The organism is Pseudomonas sp. PICF6, assembly GCF_009831705.1.
Taxonomy (GTDB): Bacteria; Pseudomonadota; Gammaproteobacteria; order Pseudomonadales; family Pseudomonadaceae; genus Aquipseudomonas; species Aquipseudomonas rhizophila.
In genome coordinates this window covers 360,458-376,063 of sequence record NZ_WUUD01000032.1, presented here as the reverse complement: position 1 = coordinate 376,063, position 15,606 = coordinate 360,458, and the positions used below count along the sequence as shown (strand labels likewise).

At 62.2% G+C, this 15,606-nt stretch carries 15 protein-coding genes; 8 read left to right on the top strand and 7 right to left on the bottom strand.

The window, feature by feature from the left end:
- The 3 genes from GSM73_RS27790 to GSM73_RS22265 all read left to right on the top strand — a co-directional run.
- Positions 1-542 (top strand): TOBE domain-containing protein (locus tag GSM73_RS27790; RefSeq protein WP_256677049.1); only part of this gene is annotated, 542 nt, incomplete at its 5' end.
- The gene (locus GSM73_RS22270) at positions 539-1,459 is read left to right on the top strand and encodes an ABC transporter permease subunit (protein ID WP_047226051.1); all 921 of its coding nucleotides are present in this window, start codon (positions 539-541) and stop codon (positions 1,457-1,459) included. The genes GSM73_RS27790 and GSM73_RS22270, both read left to right, overlap by 4 nt.
- Positions 1,456-2,340 carry an ABC transporter permease subunit gene (locus GSM73_RS22265; RefSeq protein ID WP_047226050.1) on the top strand — a complete coding sequence of 295 codons (885 nt, stop codon included), beginning with the start codon at positions 1,456-1,458 and terminating at the stop codon, positions 2,338-2,340. The genes GSM73_RS22270 and GSM73_RS22265 overlap by 4 nt, the downstream gene beginning before the upstream one ends.
- Positions 2,341-2,528: 188 nt before the next feature.
- Here the strand turns inward: GSM73_RS22265 and GSM73_RS22260 are convergent, their stop codons facing one another.
- From GSM73_RS22260 to GSM73_RS22250, 3 genes are all read right to left on the bottom strand, one after another.
- A complete protein-coding gene (locus GSM73_RS22260; protein ID WP_047226049.1) occupies positions 2,529-2,870 on the bottom strand; it encodes a carboxymuconolactone decarboxylase family protein in 342 nt (113 codons plus the stop codon).
- A gap of 105 nt (positions 2,871-2,975) precedes the next feature.
- Positions 2,976-5,384 carry a penicillin acylase family protein gene (locus GSM73_RS22255; RefSeq protein WP_160893852.1) on the bottom strand — a complete coding sequence of 803 codons (2,409 nt, stop codon included), beginning with the start codon at positions 5,382-5,384 and terminating at the stop codon, positions 2,976-2,978.
- 108 nt (positions 5,385-5,492) lie between these two features.
- The gene (locus tag GSM73_RS22250; protein ID WP_047226047.1) at positions 5,493-6,080 is read right to left on the bottom strand and encodes a DUF6436 domain-containing protein; all 588 of its coding nucleotides are present in this window, start codon (positions 6,078-6,080) and stop codon (positions 5,493-5,495) included.
- A 107-nt stretch (positions 6,081-6,187) separates the two neighbouring features.
- On the opposite strand from GSM73_RS22250, the gene GSM73_RS22245 reads away from it, so the two are divergent.
- The gene (locus GSM73_RS22245; RefSeq protein ID WP_160893850.1) at positions 6,188-7,135 is read left to right on the top strand and encodes an alpha/beta hydrolase; all 948 of its coding nucleotides are present in this window, start codon (positions 6,188-6,190) and stop codon (positions 7,133-7,135) included.
- A gap of 133 nt (positions 7,136-7,268) precedes the next feature.
- Here GSM73_RS22245 and GSM73_RS22240 read toward each other — a convergent pair whose 3' ends face one another.
- Entirely contained in the window at positions 7,269-8,012 is a 744-nt protein-coding gene (locus GSM73_RS22240; RefSeq protein WP_047226045.1) for a DUF2059 domain-containing protein, read from the bottom strand.
- A 140-nt stretch (positions 8,013-8,152) separates the two neighbouring features.
- On the opposite strand from GSM73_RS22240, the gene GSM73_RS22235 reads away from it, so the two are divergent.
- Positions 8,153-8,785 carry a 2OG-Fe(II) oxygenase gene (locus GSM73_RS22235; RefSeq protein ID WP_047226044.1) on the top strand — a complete coding sequence of 211 codons (633 nt, stop codon included), beginning with the start codon at positions 8,153-8,155 and terminating at the stop codon, positions 8,783-8,785.
- A 2-nt stretch (positions 8,786-8,787) separates the two neighbouring features.
- Complete coding sequence (locus GSM73_RS22230) at positions 8,788-9,279, top strand: DUF523 domain-containing protein (RefSeq protein WP_160893848.1); 492 nt, start codon at positions 8,788-8,790, stop codon at positions 9,277-9,279.
- A 73-nt stretch (positions 9,280-9,352) separates the two neighbouring features.
- Here GSM73_RS22230 and GSM73_RS22225 read toward each other — a convergent pair whose 3' ends face one another.
- Together GSM73_RS22225 and GSM73_RS22220 are read right to left on the bottom strand one after the other, a co-directional pair.
- Positions 9,353-10,726, bottom strand: a complete 1,374-nt coding sequence (locus GSM73_RS22225) for a GTPase/DUF3482 domain-containing protein (protein ID WP_160893846.1) — start codon at positions 10,724-10,726, stop codon at positions 9,353-9,355.
- Positions 10,719-12,086, bottom strand: coding sequence for a DUF2868 domain-containing protein (locus GSM73_RS22220; RefSeq protein WP_160893902.1), 1,368 nt, complete (start codon positions 12,084-12,086; stop codon positions 10,719-10,721). Before GSM73_RS22220 ends, GSM73_RS22225 begins: the two co-directional genes overlap by 8 nt.
- Before the next feature lie 75 nt (positions 12,087-12,161).
- On the opposite strand from GSM73_RS22220, the gene GSM73_RS22215 reads away from it, so the two are divergent.
- Complete coding sequence (locus GSM73_RS22215) at positions 12,162-12,674, top strand: dihydrofolate reductase (RefSeq protein WP_047226191.1); 513 nt, start codon at positions 12,162-12,164, stop codon at positions 12,672-12,674.
- A gap of 104 nt (positions 12,675-12,778) precedes the next feature.
- On the opposite strand, the gene GSM73_RS22210 is transcribed toward GSM73_RS22215, so the two are convergent.
- A complete protein-coding gene (locus tag GSM73_RS22210) occupies positions 12,779-14,170 on the bottom strand; it encodes an L-cystine transporter (protein ID WP_160893844.1) in 1,392 nt (463 codons plus the stop codon).
- 243 nt (positions 14,171-14,413) lie between these two features.
- Here GSM73_RS22210 and GSM73_RS22205 point away from each other — a divergent pair, with 243 nt between their 5' ends.
- Positions 14,414-15,469: a haloacid dehalogenase-like hydrolase gene (locus tag GSM73_RS22205; protein ID WP_160893842.1), complete on the top strand. Its 1,056-nt coding sequence runs from the start codon at positions 14,414-14,416 to the stop codon at positions 15,467-15,469.
- The last annotated feature ends 137 nt before the right edge of the window (positions 15,470-15,606 follow it).

Sequence of the window (15,606 nt, the reverse complement as noted above, 5' to 3'; positions counted from 1 at the left end):
GGGTTGGCGTAACCTGCGTCATGGTGACCCACGATCAGGAAGAGGCCATGACCATGGCCGAGCGCATCGCGATCATGCACCTGGGCTGGATCGCCCAGATCGGCAGCCCGATCGACATCTACGAAACCCCCACCAGCCGGCTGGTCTGCGAGTTCATCGGCAACGTCAACATCTTCGAGACCGAAGTGGTGGACGACGCCGAAGGCCACGCGGTGCTGACTTGCAAGGACCTGGACCGCAACATCTACGTGGGCCACGGCATCAGTACCTCGGTGCAGGACAAATCGGTCACCTACGCCATCCGCCCGGAAAAACTGCTGGTCACCGCCGAGCAGCCGGACTGCGAGCACAACTGGTCCAGCGGCAAGGTCCATGACATTGCCTATCTGGGCGGCCATTCGGTGTTCTACGTCGAATTGCCGAGCGGCAAGCTGGTGCAGTCCTTTGTCGCCAACGCCGAGCGCCGGGGTCAGCGTCCGACCTGGGGCGACCAGGTATTCGTGTGGTGGGAAGACGACAGCGGCGTGGTGCTTCGCTCATGAACATGCGCAAATTCAAACGCCGACTCGACCGAATAACGCCCGGTGGCCGTCAACTGGTCATCGGGGTGCCCTTCATCTGGCTGTTCCTGTTCTTCATGCTGCCGTTCTTCATCGTCCTGAAGATCAGTTTTGCCGAAGCCGACGTGGCCATTCCGCCGTACACCGAGATCTACAGCTACATCGACCAGAAGCTGCAGGTGCTGCTCAACTTCAGTAACTATGTGCTGCTCAGCGAAGATGATCTGTACATCGCCGCCTACCTCGGCTCGCTGAAGATGGCCCTGATCAGCACCGTCTTGTGCCTGCTGATCGGCTACCCGATGGCCTACGCCATCGCCAAGGCCCGCCCGGACCTGCAAACGGTGCTCCTGCTGCTGATCATGATGCCGACCTGGACCGCGATCCTGATCCGCGTCTATGCGTGGATGGGTATCCTCAGCAACAACGGTCTGCTCAACGGCTTTTTGATGAGCATGGGCTGGATCAGCGAACCGCTGCAGATCCTCAACACCAATCTGGCGGTCTACATCGGCATCGTCTACTCGTACCTGCCGTTCATGATCCTGCCGCTCTACGCCAACCTGGTGAAGCACGACCCGAGCCTACTGGAGGCGGCGTCCGACCTGGGGTCGAGCACCTTCAACAGTTTCTGGAAAATCACCGTACCGTTGTCCAAGAACGGCATCATCGCCGGCTGCATGCTGGTGTTCATCCCGGTGGTGGGCGAGTTCGTGATCCCGGAACTGCTGGGTGGCCCGGAAACCCTGATGATCGGCAAAGTGCTGTGGCAGGAATTCTTCAACAACCGTGACTGGCCGGTGGCGTCCGCGCTGGCAGTGGTGATGCTGGCGATCCTGATCGTGCCCATCATCCTGTTCAACCGCAGTCAGGCCAAAGAAATGGAGGGCAAGGAATGAAGCGCTTCAGTTTTTCAAGCCTGATGCTGGTGCTGGGTCTGCTGTTCATCTATGCGCCAATGCTGATCCTGGTGATTTACTCCTTCAACGCTTCGAAACTGGTGACGGTGTGGGGCGGCTGGTCGATCAAGTGGTACGTCGGTCTGCTGGACAACAGCCAGTTGATGGGCTCGGTGGTGCGCTCGCTGGAAATCGCCTGCTATACGGCGATCGCCGCAGTGGCCCTGGGGACACTGGCGGCCTTCGTGTTGACCCGTATTACCCATTTCAAGGGTCGCACGCTGTTCGGCGGCCTGGTCACCGCACCATTGGTGATGCCGGAGGTGATCACCGGTCTGTCGCTGTTGCTGCTGTTCGTGGCGATGGCGCAGATGATCGGCTGGCCCCAGGAACGTGGCATCGTCACGATCTGGATCGCCCACACCACGTTCTGCTCGGCCTATGTGGCGGTGGTGGTCTCGGCACGCTTGCGTGAACTGGACCTGTCTATCGAAGAAGCGGCCATGGACCTGGGGGCGCGGCCGTGGAAGGTGTTCTTCCTGATCACCATCCCGATGATCGCGCCATCGCTGGCGGCGGGGGGCATGATGTCGTTCGCCTTGTCGCTGGACGATCTGGTGCTGGCGAGTTTCGTCTCCGGCCCGGGCTCGACAACCTTGCCGATGGAAGTGTTCTCGGCGGTACGCCTGGGGGTCAAACCGGAAATCAATGCCGTGGCGAGCCTGATCCTGCTGGCCGTATCGTTGGTGACTTTCCTGGTCTGGTACTTCAGCCACCGCGCCGAAGAAAACCGCAAGCGGGCGATCCAGCAAGCCATCGAAGAAAGCGCCGCCGACTCCTGGAAACAGCCAGACCCGCGCCGGGCAGCCGCGCCGGTCTGACCGGACGCTGAGTCACTGTGGGAGCAACTGTCTTGGATGGTTTATTTAGCCATCCTTTCCAGGGACAGCGAGGCTCCCACAGGTCTTTTTGTTGCCCACAAATCCGGGATCAGGCCCAAATCCAATGTGGAAGCGAGCCTGCTCGCGATAGCGGCGTAGCAGTCAATGAAGATCTCAGTGATCGCCTCTCACTTCTTCAACGCATCATGTGCTTCCAGCGCCCGCAGGGAGTAGATATACGCCGCGCCGGCATTCAGAGAAACCGCGGTGGCCAGGGTGGCGGCGATCTCTTCGCGGGTGGCGCCGGCCTTGATGGCCGCATCGGTATGCACGCCGATGCAGCCGTCGCAGCGGGTCGTGATCGCCACGGCGATGGAGATCAGCTCCCGGGTCTTGGCATCCAGCACGTTGTTATCGGCCGCGGCTTCATCCAGGGCCATGTAGGCCTTGACCATTTTCGGATTGCTTTTGCCCAGGGCGCCGAAGGCACTTTTGATGGTGGGCAGCAGTTCGGACCAGTTGATGAACATGGGGTTGACTCCATAAAGAGGGGGTAGTTGTTAAACCCTTCCAGTCTTGACCATAAATAGCGTCCAAGCCTGTTGATTGATGAAAAGCGTTACCCGTCATTGGGCTCAAGGCTTAGCCCCGACCGGCAGCAGCTTCAAGGTGCTGCGGGTATTGGCCATCACTTCTATTTCGGCCAGATGCGCCTGGTAGTACAGCCCTTCGATGTAAGCCTCGGCCTGATCCGCGTAATGCGCGTCGAACGGCACGCCGCTTTGGCCGACGGGGTTGACCGTGATGCTGTGGGCCGGATCGGCAAAGTCGATAATGCGTCGGGTGGACGGGCCATAGGTCACTGGCCAGGGCGCCGGACCGATTTTGGCCGAGAGGTTGTTGGGCACTTCATGGGTACCGGGAGCAGCAAAGGGGCCGACGTTGAAGATCCGGTCCAGCGGCTTTTGCAGGCCCAGCGGATGACCGTGGGTGAGGGTGTGCGCCTTGCCCCATTGCCATTGGCTGGCATCGTCACCCAGGGTGGCCTTCAGGTGCGCCAGGCTCTTGCCCCAGGCGCTCATCACTGTTTCGGCACGGGTCTCCTTGCCGGGGGTGGTGCGATCGTCCCACCAGGGTGAATCCTCTGATGCCGCCAGGCGTGGCAGCGCGGCGTCGATCACTCGGGTCGACAGCGCGGTTTCGAAGAGCCCGTCGCCCAATTCATCGTGCAGCGCGGCGTCGGCCAGGTTAAAGAGGAACTGGTTGAACAGCGTGGCGCTTATGGAGTCCAGCGGATAGTCGCCCTGCCATTGGGCCAGTTGTTCCACCCATTTGCGCTCCTGGGGGGCGCTGACCCCGTTACGCAGCACCGGCAGCAAAGGCGCGAGCAAACGCGGACCGTAGGCGGTGGTGGTGCCCAATTGCAGTTTGCGGGTGGTTTCGATGTCCCACTTGGCCTGCTTGTCGCCCAGTTGGAGGTTGAGTTTCTGGCCGCGATCGGCAAGGTTGTAGTAACCCGCAATCTCGATGCCGCTGGCCGATACCGGCTGGAAATTGGCCGACACGATGTAGCCTCGGGCCGGGTTCTCTTCCTGGGGGTTGCTGCTGAAAGGGTAGAAGCCCTCCTTTTGCGCCTCTGCGCTGCCGCCATCGAGCATGAAACCGGGCTGCACGCCGGCCGGCCGCTTGGGCAATTGCGCCGCGGCCCACCAACCGATATCGCCCTTGGCGTTGGCCCACACCACATTCAGCCCTGGCGCGTGGATCTTGGCTGACGCGCTGCGAGCCTTGGTCAGGGTGTCGGCGCGATTGAGCTGGTAGAAGGCTTCGAGGATCGGGTTGCGGCTTTCCAGGAACCCCCACCACATGGCGATAGGTGTCTTGCCGGCGTTGGCGCCGAGGGCGTCGTTGACGATCGGGCCATGGGGCGACTGGCGCAGTTGCAGCGTCACCGGCGCCTGGCCCTTGACTGCGATCTGTTGTTCGCTGCGGGTCATGTCCACCCATTGGTCGCGATACCAGACCTGCTCGGGATTATCCGGGTTGACCCGTTCGACGATCAGGTCCAGGTCGTCGTTCTGGAACATCGTGACGCTCCAGCCGAAATCCTTGTTCATGCCCAGCGTCGCAAAGGGCATCAGCGCCTGGTAGTGCCCATAAAGCTCGAAACCCGGGGCCGACAGGTGCGCCTCGTACCACACCGAGGGCGCGGAAAAGCGGATATGCGGGTCGCCCGCCAGCAACGGTTTGCCGCTGTGGGTGCGGCTGCCGGAGACCGCCCAGGCGTTGCTGCCTTCGAACTGCGGCAGGCCGTTTTCGGCCAGGGCCTGTTCACTCAGACGGGCCAGGGCGTTGAGGTCTTTCCAGTCGGCGGCGGCCAGGGGCAGGCCGCTCTTGCGAGTCTCGGCCAGCACGCCCTTGGGCTGCCAGTCGAGGTCGAAAATGTTCAGGTAGTCGCTGCCCAGCTGATCGCGCACGTAAGTCAAAAGCGGCTCGGTGCGAAACGCTGCCGCAAAACTGTAGGCCATGTAGCCGGCAATGCTCACGGTGTCCTCGGCGGTGAAAGGACGCTTGGGGATGCCCAGCACATCGAACTCCACCGGCCTGGTGTGGGTTTCCTGATAGCGGTTGATGCCATCCAGGTACGCCTGCATCGCGATCCAGGCCGGGGACTGTGGGTCCTGTTCCGTCAGATAGGTCGCGGCGCGTTCGCGAATGCGCAGGCTGCGCATCAGTTTGTCGGTGTCGAGCAGCTTCGGCCCGAGCACCTCGGCCAGTTCGCCACGGGCGAGGCGGCGCATGATCTCCATTTGAAACAGCCGGTCCTGGGCATGGACATAACCCAGGGCGCGGTACAGGTCGGTTTCGTTTTCAGCACGGATATGCGGCACGCCGCGTTCGTCGTAGCGCACGGTCACCGAGCCTTGCAGACCTTGCAGCTGCACCGTGCCCTGGCGGGTGGGCTGCTTGCTGTAGAGGTAGCCGCCCGCGACGATGATGGCGGTGACGACCAATGACAGGAAGGCGATGAGGGTGCGTTTCATGCTAAATCCTTATTAGTGACAGCGGTCCCATGGTTTCGCTGTTTATTCCCATGTTTAACATGCCGCCGGGTGTCTGCGTATCCTTGCTTGGGGGATTTTCCCTGCGGCCTATTCTTTGGCGGATGTGTCCTGCCCCCACGGGCAATAACACCCTACCGCCAGCGTGTGGGTCGCATTCACCGCCCGGCCGCTGCTCAGGGCCTCGAGAATCGGCTCGATGAAGCTGTTGCTCGAATTGCAGGTCAGGCCTTCGCTGTAGGGGCCGAAGTACGCCAGTTTGCCGCTGCGATCCCAGATCGCCACCGCCGGGCTGGCGGGAATCTGGCTTGAGCCGGGGAGCACCGAAAGCGGTTTGAGGCTGCTCAGCGTGGTCGGCAATTGGCCCTGACTGCCGGTTTTTTGGACTGCATAAAACTCGACGCCTTGGGGGGCGTATTTCTCCACCAGCTCGGAAAGGTGCTGTTGGTTGCCGACGTTGCATGGGCAGGCGGGATCCCAGAAATGCACCAGACGGATCGGGCCAGGGCCGGCCAGGCCGGGGGGGAGGCGCAAAGGGTCGCCGGAAAATACCGCCGTGTGTTCGCTGAACGCTCGCAGAAAGCGGCCCTGGAACCAGTCGTAGGCGATCCACAACACGGCGGCGCACCCGAGGGCAAGCAAGCTGGCAAGCAAGGTCGTGCGGTGGGACGGGCGCATGGAGTCGATCCTCTGAGGCCGCGTAGCTTGCCATGCCTGGCGCGACAGATGAATATCGCAGGCCTACAAAGTCTGTTTCGCGCGTTGCGCTTTTATGTGGAAATCCTATGCCCGTCAGTTTCGACCCCGATCACCTGCGTGCCAGCCTGCAACCTTTGGCTCAGTGGCAGCCGCTGTCTGCGCAGGCGCTGGCTTATCAGCGGTTCTACGGCCTGGATTTCCCCCACCGCACGTTGCGCAAGGGCCTGGGGCGTTTCGAGATAGACGGATATGAGCTGGTCGGTCAGGTCTGGTGGCCGGAAAAAGCGCTAGCGACGCTGTTTCTGTTCCACGGCTATTACGACCATATGGGGTTGTACCGGCACTTGATCGAGTGGGCGCTGGAGCAGAAATTCGCCGTGATCGCCTGCGACCTGCCGGGCCACGGCCTGTCCAGTGGCGAACGCGCCAGCATCGGTGATTTCGCCGAGTACCAGGCCACGTTGCAAGCCCTGCTGACCGAGGCCGGGACGCTGGAGCTGCCGCAACCCTGGCATCTGTGCGGACAAAGCACCGGAGGGGCCATCGTGGTTGATCACGTGCTCAACCAAGGCCAGCACAGCCCTGCCCAAGGTCAGGTCATACTGCTGTCGCCCTTGGTACGGCCGCGGGCCTGGGGCTGGTCGCGCCTGAGTTACTACTTGCTCAAACCCTTTGTAACCGGCATCGCCCGACGTTTCAGCGAGAACTCCACCGACCCGGACTTCCTGCCATTCCTGCAAGCCGACCCGTTGCAACCGCTGCGCCTGCCCACCGCGTGGGTCGGAGCGTTGGGGCAATGGATCAAGCGTATCGAAGTCGCCCCGAGCAGCCCGCGCCAGCCCTTGATCGTGCAGGGCCAGGCGGACATGACGGTGGATTGGGCGCATAACCTGCAAGTGTTGCGCAGCAAGTTCGATCGGCCCCAGGTGCTGATGTTGCCCGAAGGTCGGCATCACCTGGCGAATGAGGCGCTGGCGATGCGGCAGGAGATGTTTGGATTTCTGACGAAGCGGATGAGCCGGGTTCGGCGCTGACCGGGCTATTGCTATCCAGAGCAGGCTCGCTCCCACACGGGTTTTTCGACGATCACAAAATCTGAGTTCACTCAAACACCCTGTGGGAGCGAGCCTGCTCGCGATAGCGGTGTCAGGGGCGCTGAAGATCTATCTATTGCCCGAGAGTTTGCCCCACCGCCAACCCCGCCCGAATCGCTGCCAAGGCCGCTTGATAATAAGCCTGGCCCTCAGCCGACTCGGCGAAGGTGGCGAACTCCTCCAGCTCGGTGTCCGTCAGGTCGCGGTAGACGTACAGCAGCGTGTTGTTCAAGTCCGCGCCGATCTGCTCCATCAGACGCTGGCGCTGACCGTTCAGCATGCCCTGGGCCTGGCCAGCACCCAGCAGGCCGGGGATCATCGAGCTCAGGCTGTCCGCCGCCACGCCGGCGATCGCCAGGCTGACTTCCGCGCCGGCCTCGCGGGCGGGCAGGGACTGGGCCAGATGGCCGATGATCAATAGGCGGTTGTCACTGACTTGCATCTTCGGCAGGCCCTTGGCGTTCTTCGCCAATTGGTCGCGACGGGTCGCCAGCAGCTCGGCTGCCACGACTTTGCGGCCCAGGGGCGACTGAAAAAAACTCAGGGCCGGGGCTGGGTCAGTGAGGTTCTTGCGCAATTGCGCCTCGGCCCGCTGGTCCATGGCCTGGGGGGCAAAGCGTTGATTGCTGTTGTTGACCAGTGCCTGGAACACTGCCGGTGGCAGGCTGCTCTGGTAACGCTGCTGCGCGGCGCTCAAGGCGTCATTGAAATGCGCCCGTTGTTCCGGCCAGCCGGCGACCTTGTACAACTGGTCGTAGCTGTCTGCCCAGGCGGGCAACGCACAGAACATCAACAATGAGAAAAGCAAACGGCGCATAGGGACTCCTGTCAGCAGCCGACTATTCTCCGTGGGGTGTGGGGACTTGTCGAGAATTCGTATCAAGTTCCTGCGCCTGCGCCATCAGGCGTGACAAACCCGCTGCGCGGCGCTGTCGGTTTTGCAGGCACAGGAATACTATGCGCGCCATGCAAATACCTTCTGATCACCCACTGCTGTTACGTATCGTCGACGACCTGGCCGAGCGCGGCTGGTCGCAGCAGAATATCTTCCTGCCGGATGCGCTGACCCGCGCCCTGGCAGCCGAATGTCGCCAGCGCGCCGCCGAAGGCGAGCTGGCTCCGGCGGCGGTCGGACGTGGGCCGTTTTCGGAGATTCGTGAAGGGATTCGGGGTGATCGTATCCAATGGATCGAGCCCGGTCAGGCGCAAGCGTGCGACCGTTACCTGGGCTTGATGGACAGCTTGCGGGAGGCGATCAATCGCGGGTTGTTCCTGGGGCTGGAGGATTTCGAAAGCCACTTCGCGCTGTACCCTCCCGGCGCCTTCTACCTCAAGCACGTCGACCGCTTTCGCGATGACGATCGACGCATGGTGTCGGCGGTGCTTTACCTCAACGACGCCTGGTTGCCGGAGCATGGCGGCCAGTTACGCATGTACCTGGACGATGGCGTGGAGCACGACGTGGTGCCCACCGGCGGTTGTCTGGTGGTGTTCCTGTCGGGGGACATCCCCCATGAAGTCCTGCCTGCTGCGCGGGATCGCCTGTCCTTGACCGGCTGGTTCCGGCGCCGCGGCACCGAGGTGTTCTGAGCATGGAAAAGATCCTCGTCAGCCGCTGCCTGCTCGGACATCGCGTGCGCTACGACGGCGGTGCCAGTGGCCCGTTCGATCAGCTTCAACGTTGGCTCGACGAAGGTCGGGTCGTGCCGCTGTGCCCGGAAGTCGCCGGCGGCTTGCCCACGCCTCGGGCGGCGGCAGAAATTCCCGGTGGGCAAGGCACGCAGGTGCTCGACGGCCAGGCGACGGTGATCACCACCGAGGGTGAAGACGTCAGTGAACAGTTTCTGTCCGGCGCGTATCAAGCGCTGGAGCGGGTGTGCGAACACGCTATCCGTATCGCCGTGCTCAAGGCCAACAGCCCGTCGTGCGGCAATCTGCTGACCTACGACGGGACGTTCAGCGGCGTGAAAGTGCCTGGCGAAGGTGTGACGGCGGCCTTGCTCAAACGTCATGGGGTGCAAGTGTTCAGTGAGTTGGAATTGGCAGAAGCTGCGGCGGCGCTCAGGGCCTTGACCGACGAATAAGCACCGGTAGCGACGCTCTCATCGCGGGCAAGCCTTGCTCCCACAAATCCCCTTGCCACAGGGGTTGTGTCATCTAGAGCTGCTCAGCCAGCTGCTCGATCTGTTCCTGGCGTTCCGATTGGCTCAACCGCGCCTGCGGATTAAGCGACGACCATTGCGGGTACGCTCTGGCCTTGTTCAGCGCTTCGGGCAGTTTGCCCTCGCGCCAGGTTTTATCCTGGGGTGTGGCGATGTGGATGCTGTCCATTGCCGCATGGCCGCGCTGGTTGAGGGCTTGCAACAGTTGCCGTTGGCGCAGGGCCAACAGGCGTAGCACACTGTCGTCCACTGTCAGCTCCCGCTGGCCCTTGAGCTTGCCCATCAACCTGTTCCCGTAGCTGCGGGCGGTTTGCAGGGCGCCACCGGCAATGGCGCCGGCCAGGGCGGCGGCGCCGAGGGTCAGACCGCCCACCAGCAAATCCACGCCGGCACCGGCCGCTGCGCCCGCGGCGATCCCACCACCCACACGTACACCCAGCTGTTTGAGGGTGTCGGGATTGAACAGGTCATCGCCCCAGCGGCCGTCAAGTAGAGGCAAATCGCTAGCCGCGGCGTCCTGGGGACGGAAGGCGTAGAGCTTGAGCAAGGCTTCGACGCAGCGCTGCTCCCGTTGACGTACGGCGTTGCGCAGCTCGCTGATGGCCTGTCGTTCCAGCTCGGCATCGCTGGCTACGCTGCGTCGGCAAGCGGCGCAATCGATCAGCAGTTCGGCGATCAAGCGCTGCGCGCTCTGCTGACGGGCCAGGCGTTGGGCCTGTTGATCGGCGACCAGTCGTTCCAGTTGCCCACGGGCGCTTTCCAGCAACAGGGCGAGGCTTTCATACAGGCGTCGCTCGCCATCCTCGGGCGGAGCGACGCTGTCGAAACGCACCAGAGCGTGCAGCCCCAACCGTGCCAGGGCTTCGCGCCAGTCGGGCTCGCGGTGGCTGGCGCTGCTGACGAAATTCAACACTGGCAGCAGCGGTTTGCCGCAACTGGCGAGTACTTGAAGCTCATCCCGGTACTTGGCCAGCACCGGCTCTCGCGCATCGATCACATAGAGTCCGGCATCGCTGGCGAGCAATTGTCGCAGCACTTTGGCTTCCTGTTCGAAGCGTTGTCGTGCCTCGCTGCCGTCCAGGAATCGCGCCAGGCGTGCCGGCCCGTCCAAGCGCTCACCGGGGCGCTCCAAGCGTTCGAGGTAGTCAAGCAGGGCGATGGCGTCTTCCAGGCCCGGCGTGTCGTACAGCTCCAGCAACGCTTCGCCGTCCACCGACAGGCGCGCGCCCTCGACGTGTCGGGTTGTGCTGGGGCGGTGGGACACTTCGCCGAAGCCGACGTCCCGGGTCAGTGTGCGCAGCAAGGAGGTTTTGCCCACATTGGTGTGGCCAACCACGGCCAGCTTCAGCGGCTTGGTGGGTTCAGTCATGGCCGGTCTCCAGCCAGTTCAAAGGCGCGCAGTCCGCGAAGGGCAATTGCAACTGTTGCAGCGCGTTGTGCCAATCGCCCAGGCGTTCAGCGTCCAGCGCTTGCCCGGGCGGTGCCTGCAACAACCAGATGCGGGTGGCGCTGGCGCTGCGGGCCAGTTCGGCGATCAGCGCCAGGCTGCCACGATCCGGTGAACGTCGTGGGTCGCAGGCAATCGCCAGGCGCGCGGGCGGAAAGCGTGACAATTGTTCGAGGAGCTTGTGGCGCGATTCGCGGCTGTCGAGCACTCCGGCGTTTTTCACCGTGCCTGGCAGTTTCGGTGGCCAAGGCCGGTCGTCCAGTTCGATCGCCACCAGCAGCGCACCGTCGCTTTGCAGCGCGCCAACGTCACTTTCAATTTGATGCAATTGCGCGGGCGCGGCATCGCTGATGCCCAGGCGCTCGCTACTGGGCATCAGCCGCTCCCGCAGTTGGGCATAACCTGGCAGGTTCAAGTCCAGGCGCAGCGTGGCGCGGCCGCGACGCCAGCGCCACAGGCACAACAGCGCCAGACACAGGCGCGGCAACACGCCGTAGACCAGCGTCACGCCCACCAGCCAAGCGGCCCAGGCCTGGCGGGCGCTTTCGATATTCAGCGCGGCGTCGCCACTGGCGCGAATCATCTCTTCGGTTGGACCGCTCAAACCCAGTAGGGCGGGCAGGGCGCCGAGGGCCTGGGTCATGACGACAAAGGTCTCACCGCCGAGAATGGTGGTTTCCCATACAAAACCGTAGCGCCGGGTGGCCATCAGCATCAGTACGATGACCAGCGCGCTGAGCATCGCCAGCAGCCACAAACCATTGACCAGCGCACCGAGGGCCCAGCGATTGAGCTTGTGCCGTTGCAATAGCAGGAGCAGGGCTGGCGCAAGTTGCGCAGCCTTGGCGTCGCGGGCGAGTTTTTCGCTGAGCCACAACCACAGGCGCCCCAGCGCTGCACCTTGCTCACCCGCAAAGATCAGGCCCAGGGCCCAGCCGATAAGCAAGATCAGGTTCAACGCCAACAGGCTGCCCAGGGCCCAGAACACATTGACCGGCGTGCGTCCGTCGCCGAGTGCGGCAAAGCCCAGGCCAGCGCCACTGATGATGGCGAGTACAGCCATTATGATCAGCGCCAGGCGCGCCCCTTGCAGCCAGTGATGCAAGGCCTGGCTGAGCCCGTCGCGCTCGGCCAGCCAGCGGGCGCGGTGACGGATACGGCTGGATAAATCGCCACCCGCCGCGCGGGCCAGGCGATTGGCCTCCTGATCTTCGAGCGGGCCGGCGTGTTCTTCACGCAGACGTACCGTCTCGGTCAACCAGAGGTCGTGCAGTTCAGTCAGAGGCTCAGACACAGGCGCTTCCGTCGCAAATGAGGGTTGAGCATAACCGCTGTGGCCTCTGGTATCCTCGCCGGCATGAAAAAAACACTCCCTTTAAGCCTGATCGCAGCCCTCGGTGAAAACCGTGTGATCGGCGTCGACAACAGCATGCCCTGGCACTTGCCGGGGGACTTTAAATACTTCAAGGCTACCACCTTGGGCAAGCCCATCATCATGGGCCGCAAGACCTGGGACTCCCTGGGGCGGCCGCTGCCGGGGCGCTTGAACATCGTGGTCAGTCGTCAGCCTGGCCTCGTGCTGGAGGGCGCGGAAGTCTTTTCCACGCTGGAGGCAGCGGTGGAACGGGCCGAGGCGTGGGCGTTGCAGCAGGGTGTCGACGAACTGATGCTGATCGGCGGCGCCCAGCTGTACGCCCAGGCCCTGGAGCAGGCGGACCGACTGTACCTGACCCGTGTGGCGCTGAGCCCGGATGGCGATGCCTGGTTTCCGGCGTTCGATTCGAGCCAGTGGAAACAGGTATCGAACCAGCCGAACCCGGCCGAGGGTGACAAGCCGGCCTACAGCTTTGAGGTGTGGGAAAAGCTGTAAGCCATGTGGGAGCAAAGCTTGCTCGCGATTCAGACGACGCGGCGCTTCAGTCGAACCGCATCCGTTCTTCGCGAGCAAGCTTTACTCCCACAAGTATCGGGCAATCAAGCCTGCACCAACTCCCCATGCTCCTCGGCATCCAGCAAAGCCTTGTCGGTCTGCTGCATCACCTGGCTGGTGATCGCCCCGGCAGTGATCGAACCGCTGACGTTCAACGCTGTGCGGCCCATGTCGATCAGTGGCTCGACGGAAATCAGCAGCGCCACCAGTGAAACCGGCAAGCCCATGGCCGGCAGCACGATTAGCGCGGCAAATGTCGCGCCTCCACCGACACCGGCCACCCCGGCCGAGCTCAAGGTCACGATCGCTACCAGCGTCGCGAGCCACACCGGATCCAGCGGGTTGATGCCCACGGTCGGTGCGACCATCACCGCCAGCATGGCCGGGTAGAGGCCGGCGCAGCCGTTCTGGCCGATGGTGGCGCCGAACGACGCGCTGAAGCTGGCAATGGCCCGTGGAATGCCGAGGCGGCTGGTCTGGGCTTCGATGCTCAGCGGGATGGTCGCGGCGCTGGAACGGCTGGTGAAGGCGAAGGTCAGGACCGGCCATATCTTGCGGAAGAATCGCAGCGGGTTGATCCCAGCGGCGGACACCAGCAGACCGTGAACCACGAACATCAGGCCCAGCCCCAGGTACGACACCACCACGAAACTGCCAAGCTTGACGATGTCCTGGACGTTGGAGCCGGCCACCACTTTGGTCATCAGCGCCAGCACGCCGTACGGGGTCAGCTTCATCACCAGCCGCACCAGACGTGTCACCCAGCTTTGCAGGGTGTCGATGGCGTTGACCACTTTCTGACCTTTTTCCACGTCATCCTTGAGCAATTGCAGTGCCGCGACACCCAGGAAGGCCGCGAATATCACCACGCTGATGATCGAGGTCGGCTTGGCCCGGGCCAGGTCGGCAAAGGGGTTCTGCGGAACGAACGAGAGCAGCAACTGCGGGATATTCAGGTCTGCGACCTTGCCGGCATAGTCGCTCTGGATCACCTGCAGGCGTGCGATTTCCTGGCTGCCGGCCACCAGGCCTTCGGCGGTGAGACCGAACAGGTTGGTCAGGCCGATACCGATAAGGGCGGCGATGGCGGTGGTGAACAGCAGTGTGCCGATGGTCAGGAAGCTGATCTTGCCCAGGGATGAGGCGTTATGCAGGCGCGCTACCGCGCTGAGAATTGAAGCGAAGACCAGCGGAATCACGATCATTTGCAGCAACTGCACATAGCCGTTGCCCACCAGGTCAAACCAGCCGATCGATGCTTTCAACACCGGGTTGCCGGCGCCGTAAATCGTGTGCAGGACGGTGCCGAACACCACGCCCAGCACCAGTGCCAGCAGGACTTTTTTGGCCAGGCTCCAGGTGCTGTGACGGGTTTGCGCCAGACCAAACAGCAAGGCGAGGAACACCAGCAGATTGAGGATCAGCGGCAGATTCATCAAAAAAACTCCGATAGGACTTGTGCCAGTCGCCTGAAGCCGCGACTGCGAGGCGGGAAGCCTAACAGCCTGATATCTAATGAATTAATAATAAAAAGGTATGTAGATTGTCGTTTATGGAATAAGGCAATGACGTTTATGGGCATGCCGCTGGCGGTATCAAGACGCAAGCGGTCGCGGGCAGGAGAGAAACGTCACAAGCATTTGTTAGCGTCGAGTTCTTTGAACCTTGGAGAAACGCCGATGAAGCTTGCACCTCACCTTCTCGTTGTCGCCATGGGCCTGGGCCTCGTTGGCCAGGCGCTCGCCACTGAGCTCAAGCACTGGCCAGCGGAACAGGCCAAGGCGCTGGACGCGATGATCGCGGCCAACGCCAACAAAGGTAACTACGCGGTGTTCGACATGGACAACACCAGTTACCGCTACGACCTGGAAGAGTCGTTGCTGCCGTTCATGGAGAACAAGGGCCTCATCACCCGCGAAACCCTCGACCCATCTCTGAAGCTGATGCCGTTCAAAGACACGGCCGAACACAAGGAAAGCCTGTTCAGCTACTACTACCGTTTGTGCGAAGTGGACGACATGGTCTGCTACCCCTGGGTCGCCCAGGTGTTTTCCGGCTTTACCCTCAAAGAACTCAAAGGCTACGTCGACGAATTGATGGCTTCTGGCAAGCCGGTCCCGACCACGTATTACGACGGCGACAAGGTGGTCAACTACAACGTCAACCCGCCGAAGATTTTCACCGGTCAGGTCGAGCTGTACAACAAACTGATGGAAAACGGCATCGAGGTCTATGTCATGACCGCGGCTTCGGAAGAATTGGTGCGCATGGTCGCCGCCGATCCGAAGTACGGCTACAACCTCAAGCCGCAGAACATCATCGGCGTGACCACGTTGCTCAAGGATCGCAAGACCGGCGAACTGACCACCGCCCGCAAGCAGATCACCAATGGCAAATATGACGAGAAGGCCAACCTGAGTCTTGAGTACACACCGTATCTGTGGACTCCGGCGACCTGGATGGCCGGCAAGCACGCGGCAATCCTGACGTACATCGACGAATGGAAAAAACCGGTGCTTGTGGCTGGCGACACCCCCAGCAGCGACGGCTACATGCTGTTCCACGATGTGAACGTGGCCAAGGGTGGCATTCACCTGTGGGTCAACCGCAAGGACAAGTACATGGACCAGATCAACGGCATGATGGCCAAGCACGCCGCGGCCCAGGCCAAGGAAGGGCTGCCAGTGACGGCGGACAAGAACTGGGTGATCGTCAAGCCGGAAGATATCCAGTAAACCCCAGGACTCCTTGTGGGAGCGAGCCTGCTCGCGATGACGGTGTGTCAGCCAACTGAGATGTTACTGAACGTTATCGCGAGCAGGCTCGCTCCACAGTTGATCATCGATGGTTTGTTTCACTGCAAAAAAATGCC

Excerpts from the sequence above, each read along its gene's own strand:
- GSM73_RS22270 (WP_047226051.1), top strand. The coding sequence starts at position 539 with ATGAACATGCGCAAATTCAAACGCCGACTCGACCGAATAACGCCCGGT.
- GSM73_RS22265 (WP_047226050.1), top strand. The coding sequence starts at position 1,456 with ATGAAGCGCTTCAGTTTTTCAAGCCTGATGCTGGTGCTGGGTCTGCTG.
- GSM73_RS22260 (WP_047226049.1), bottom strand. The coding sequence starts at position 2,870 with ATGTTCATCAACTGGTCCGAACTGCTGCCCACCATCAAAAGTGCCTTC.
- GSM73_RS22255 (WP_160893852.1), bottom strand. The coding sequence starts at position 5,384 with ATGAAACGCACCCTCATCGCCTTCCTGTCATTGGTCGTCACCGCCATC.
- GSM73_RS22250 (WP_047226047.1), bottom strand. The coding sequence starts at position 6,080 with ATGCGCCCGTCCCACCGCACGACCTTGCTTGCCAGCTTGCTTGCCCTC.
- GSM73_RS22245 (WP_160893850.1), top strand. The coding sequence starts at position 6,188 with ATGCCCGTCAGTTTCGACCCCGATCACCTGCGTGCCAGCCTGCAACCT.
- GSM73_RS22240 (WP_047226045.1), bottom strand. The coding sequence starts at position 8,012 with ATGCGCCGTTTGCTTTTCTCATTGTTGATGTTCTGTGCGTTGCCCGCC.
- GSM73_RS22235 (WP_047226044.1), top strand. The coding sequence starts at position 8,153 with ATGCGCGCCATGCAAATACCTTCTGATCACCCACTGCTGTTACGTATC.
- GSM73_RS22230 (WP_160893848.1), top strand. The coding sequence starts at position 8,788 with ATGGAAAAGATCCTCGTCAGCCGCTGCCTGCTCGGACATCGCGTGCGC.
- GSM73_RS22225 (WP_160893846.1), bottom strand. The coding sequence starts at position 10,726 with ATGACTGAACCCACCAAGCCGCTGAAGCTGGCCGTGGTTGGCCACACC.
- GSM73_RS22215 (WP_047226191.1), top strand. The coding sequence starts at position 12,162 with ATGAAAAAAACACTCCCTTTAAGCCTGATCGCAGCCCTCGGTGAAAAC.
- GSM73_RS22210 (WP_160893844.1), bottom strand. The coding sequence starts at position 14,170 with ATGAATCTGCCGCTGATCCTCAATCTGCTGGTGTTCCTCGCCTTGCTG.
- GSM73_RS22205 (WP_160893842.1), top strand. The coding sequence starts at position 14,414 with ATGAAGCTTGCACCTCACCTTCTCGTTGTCGCCATGGGCCTGGGCCTC.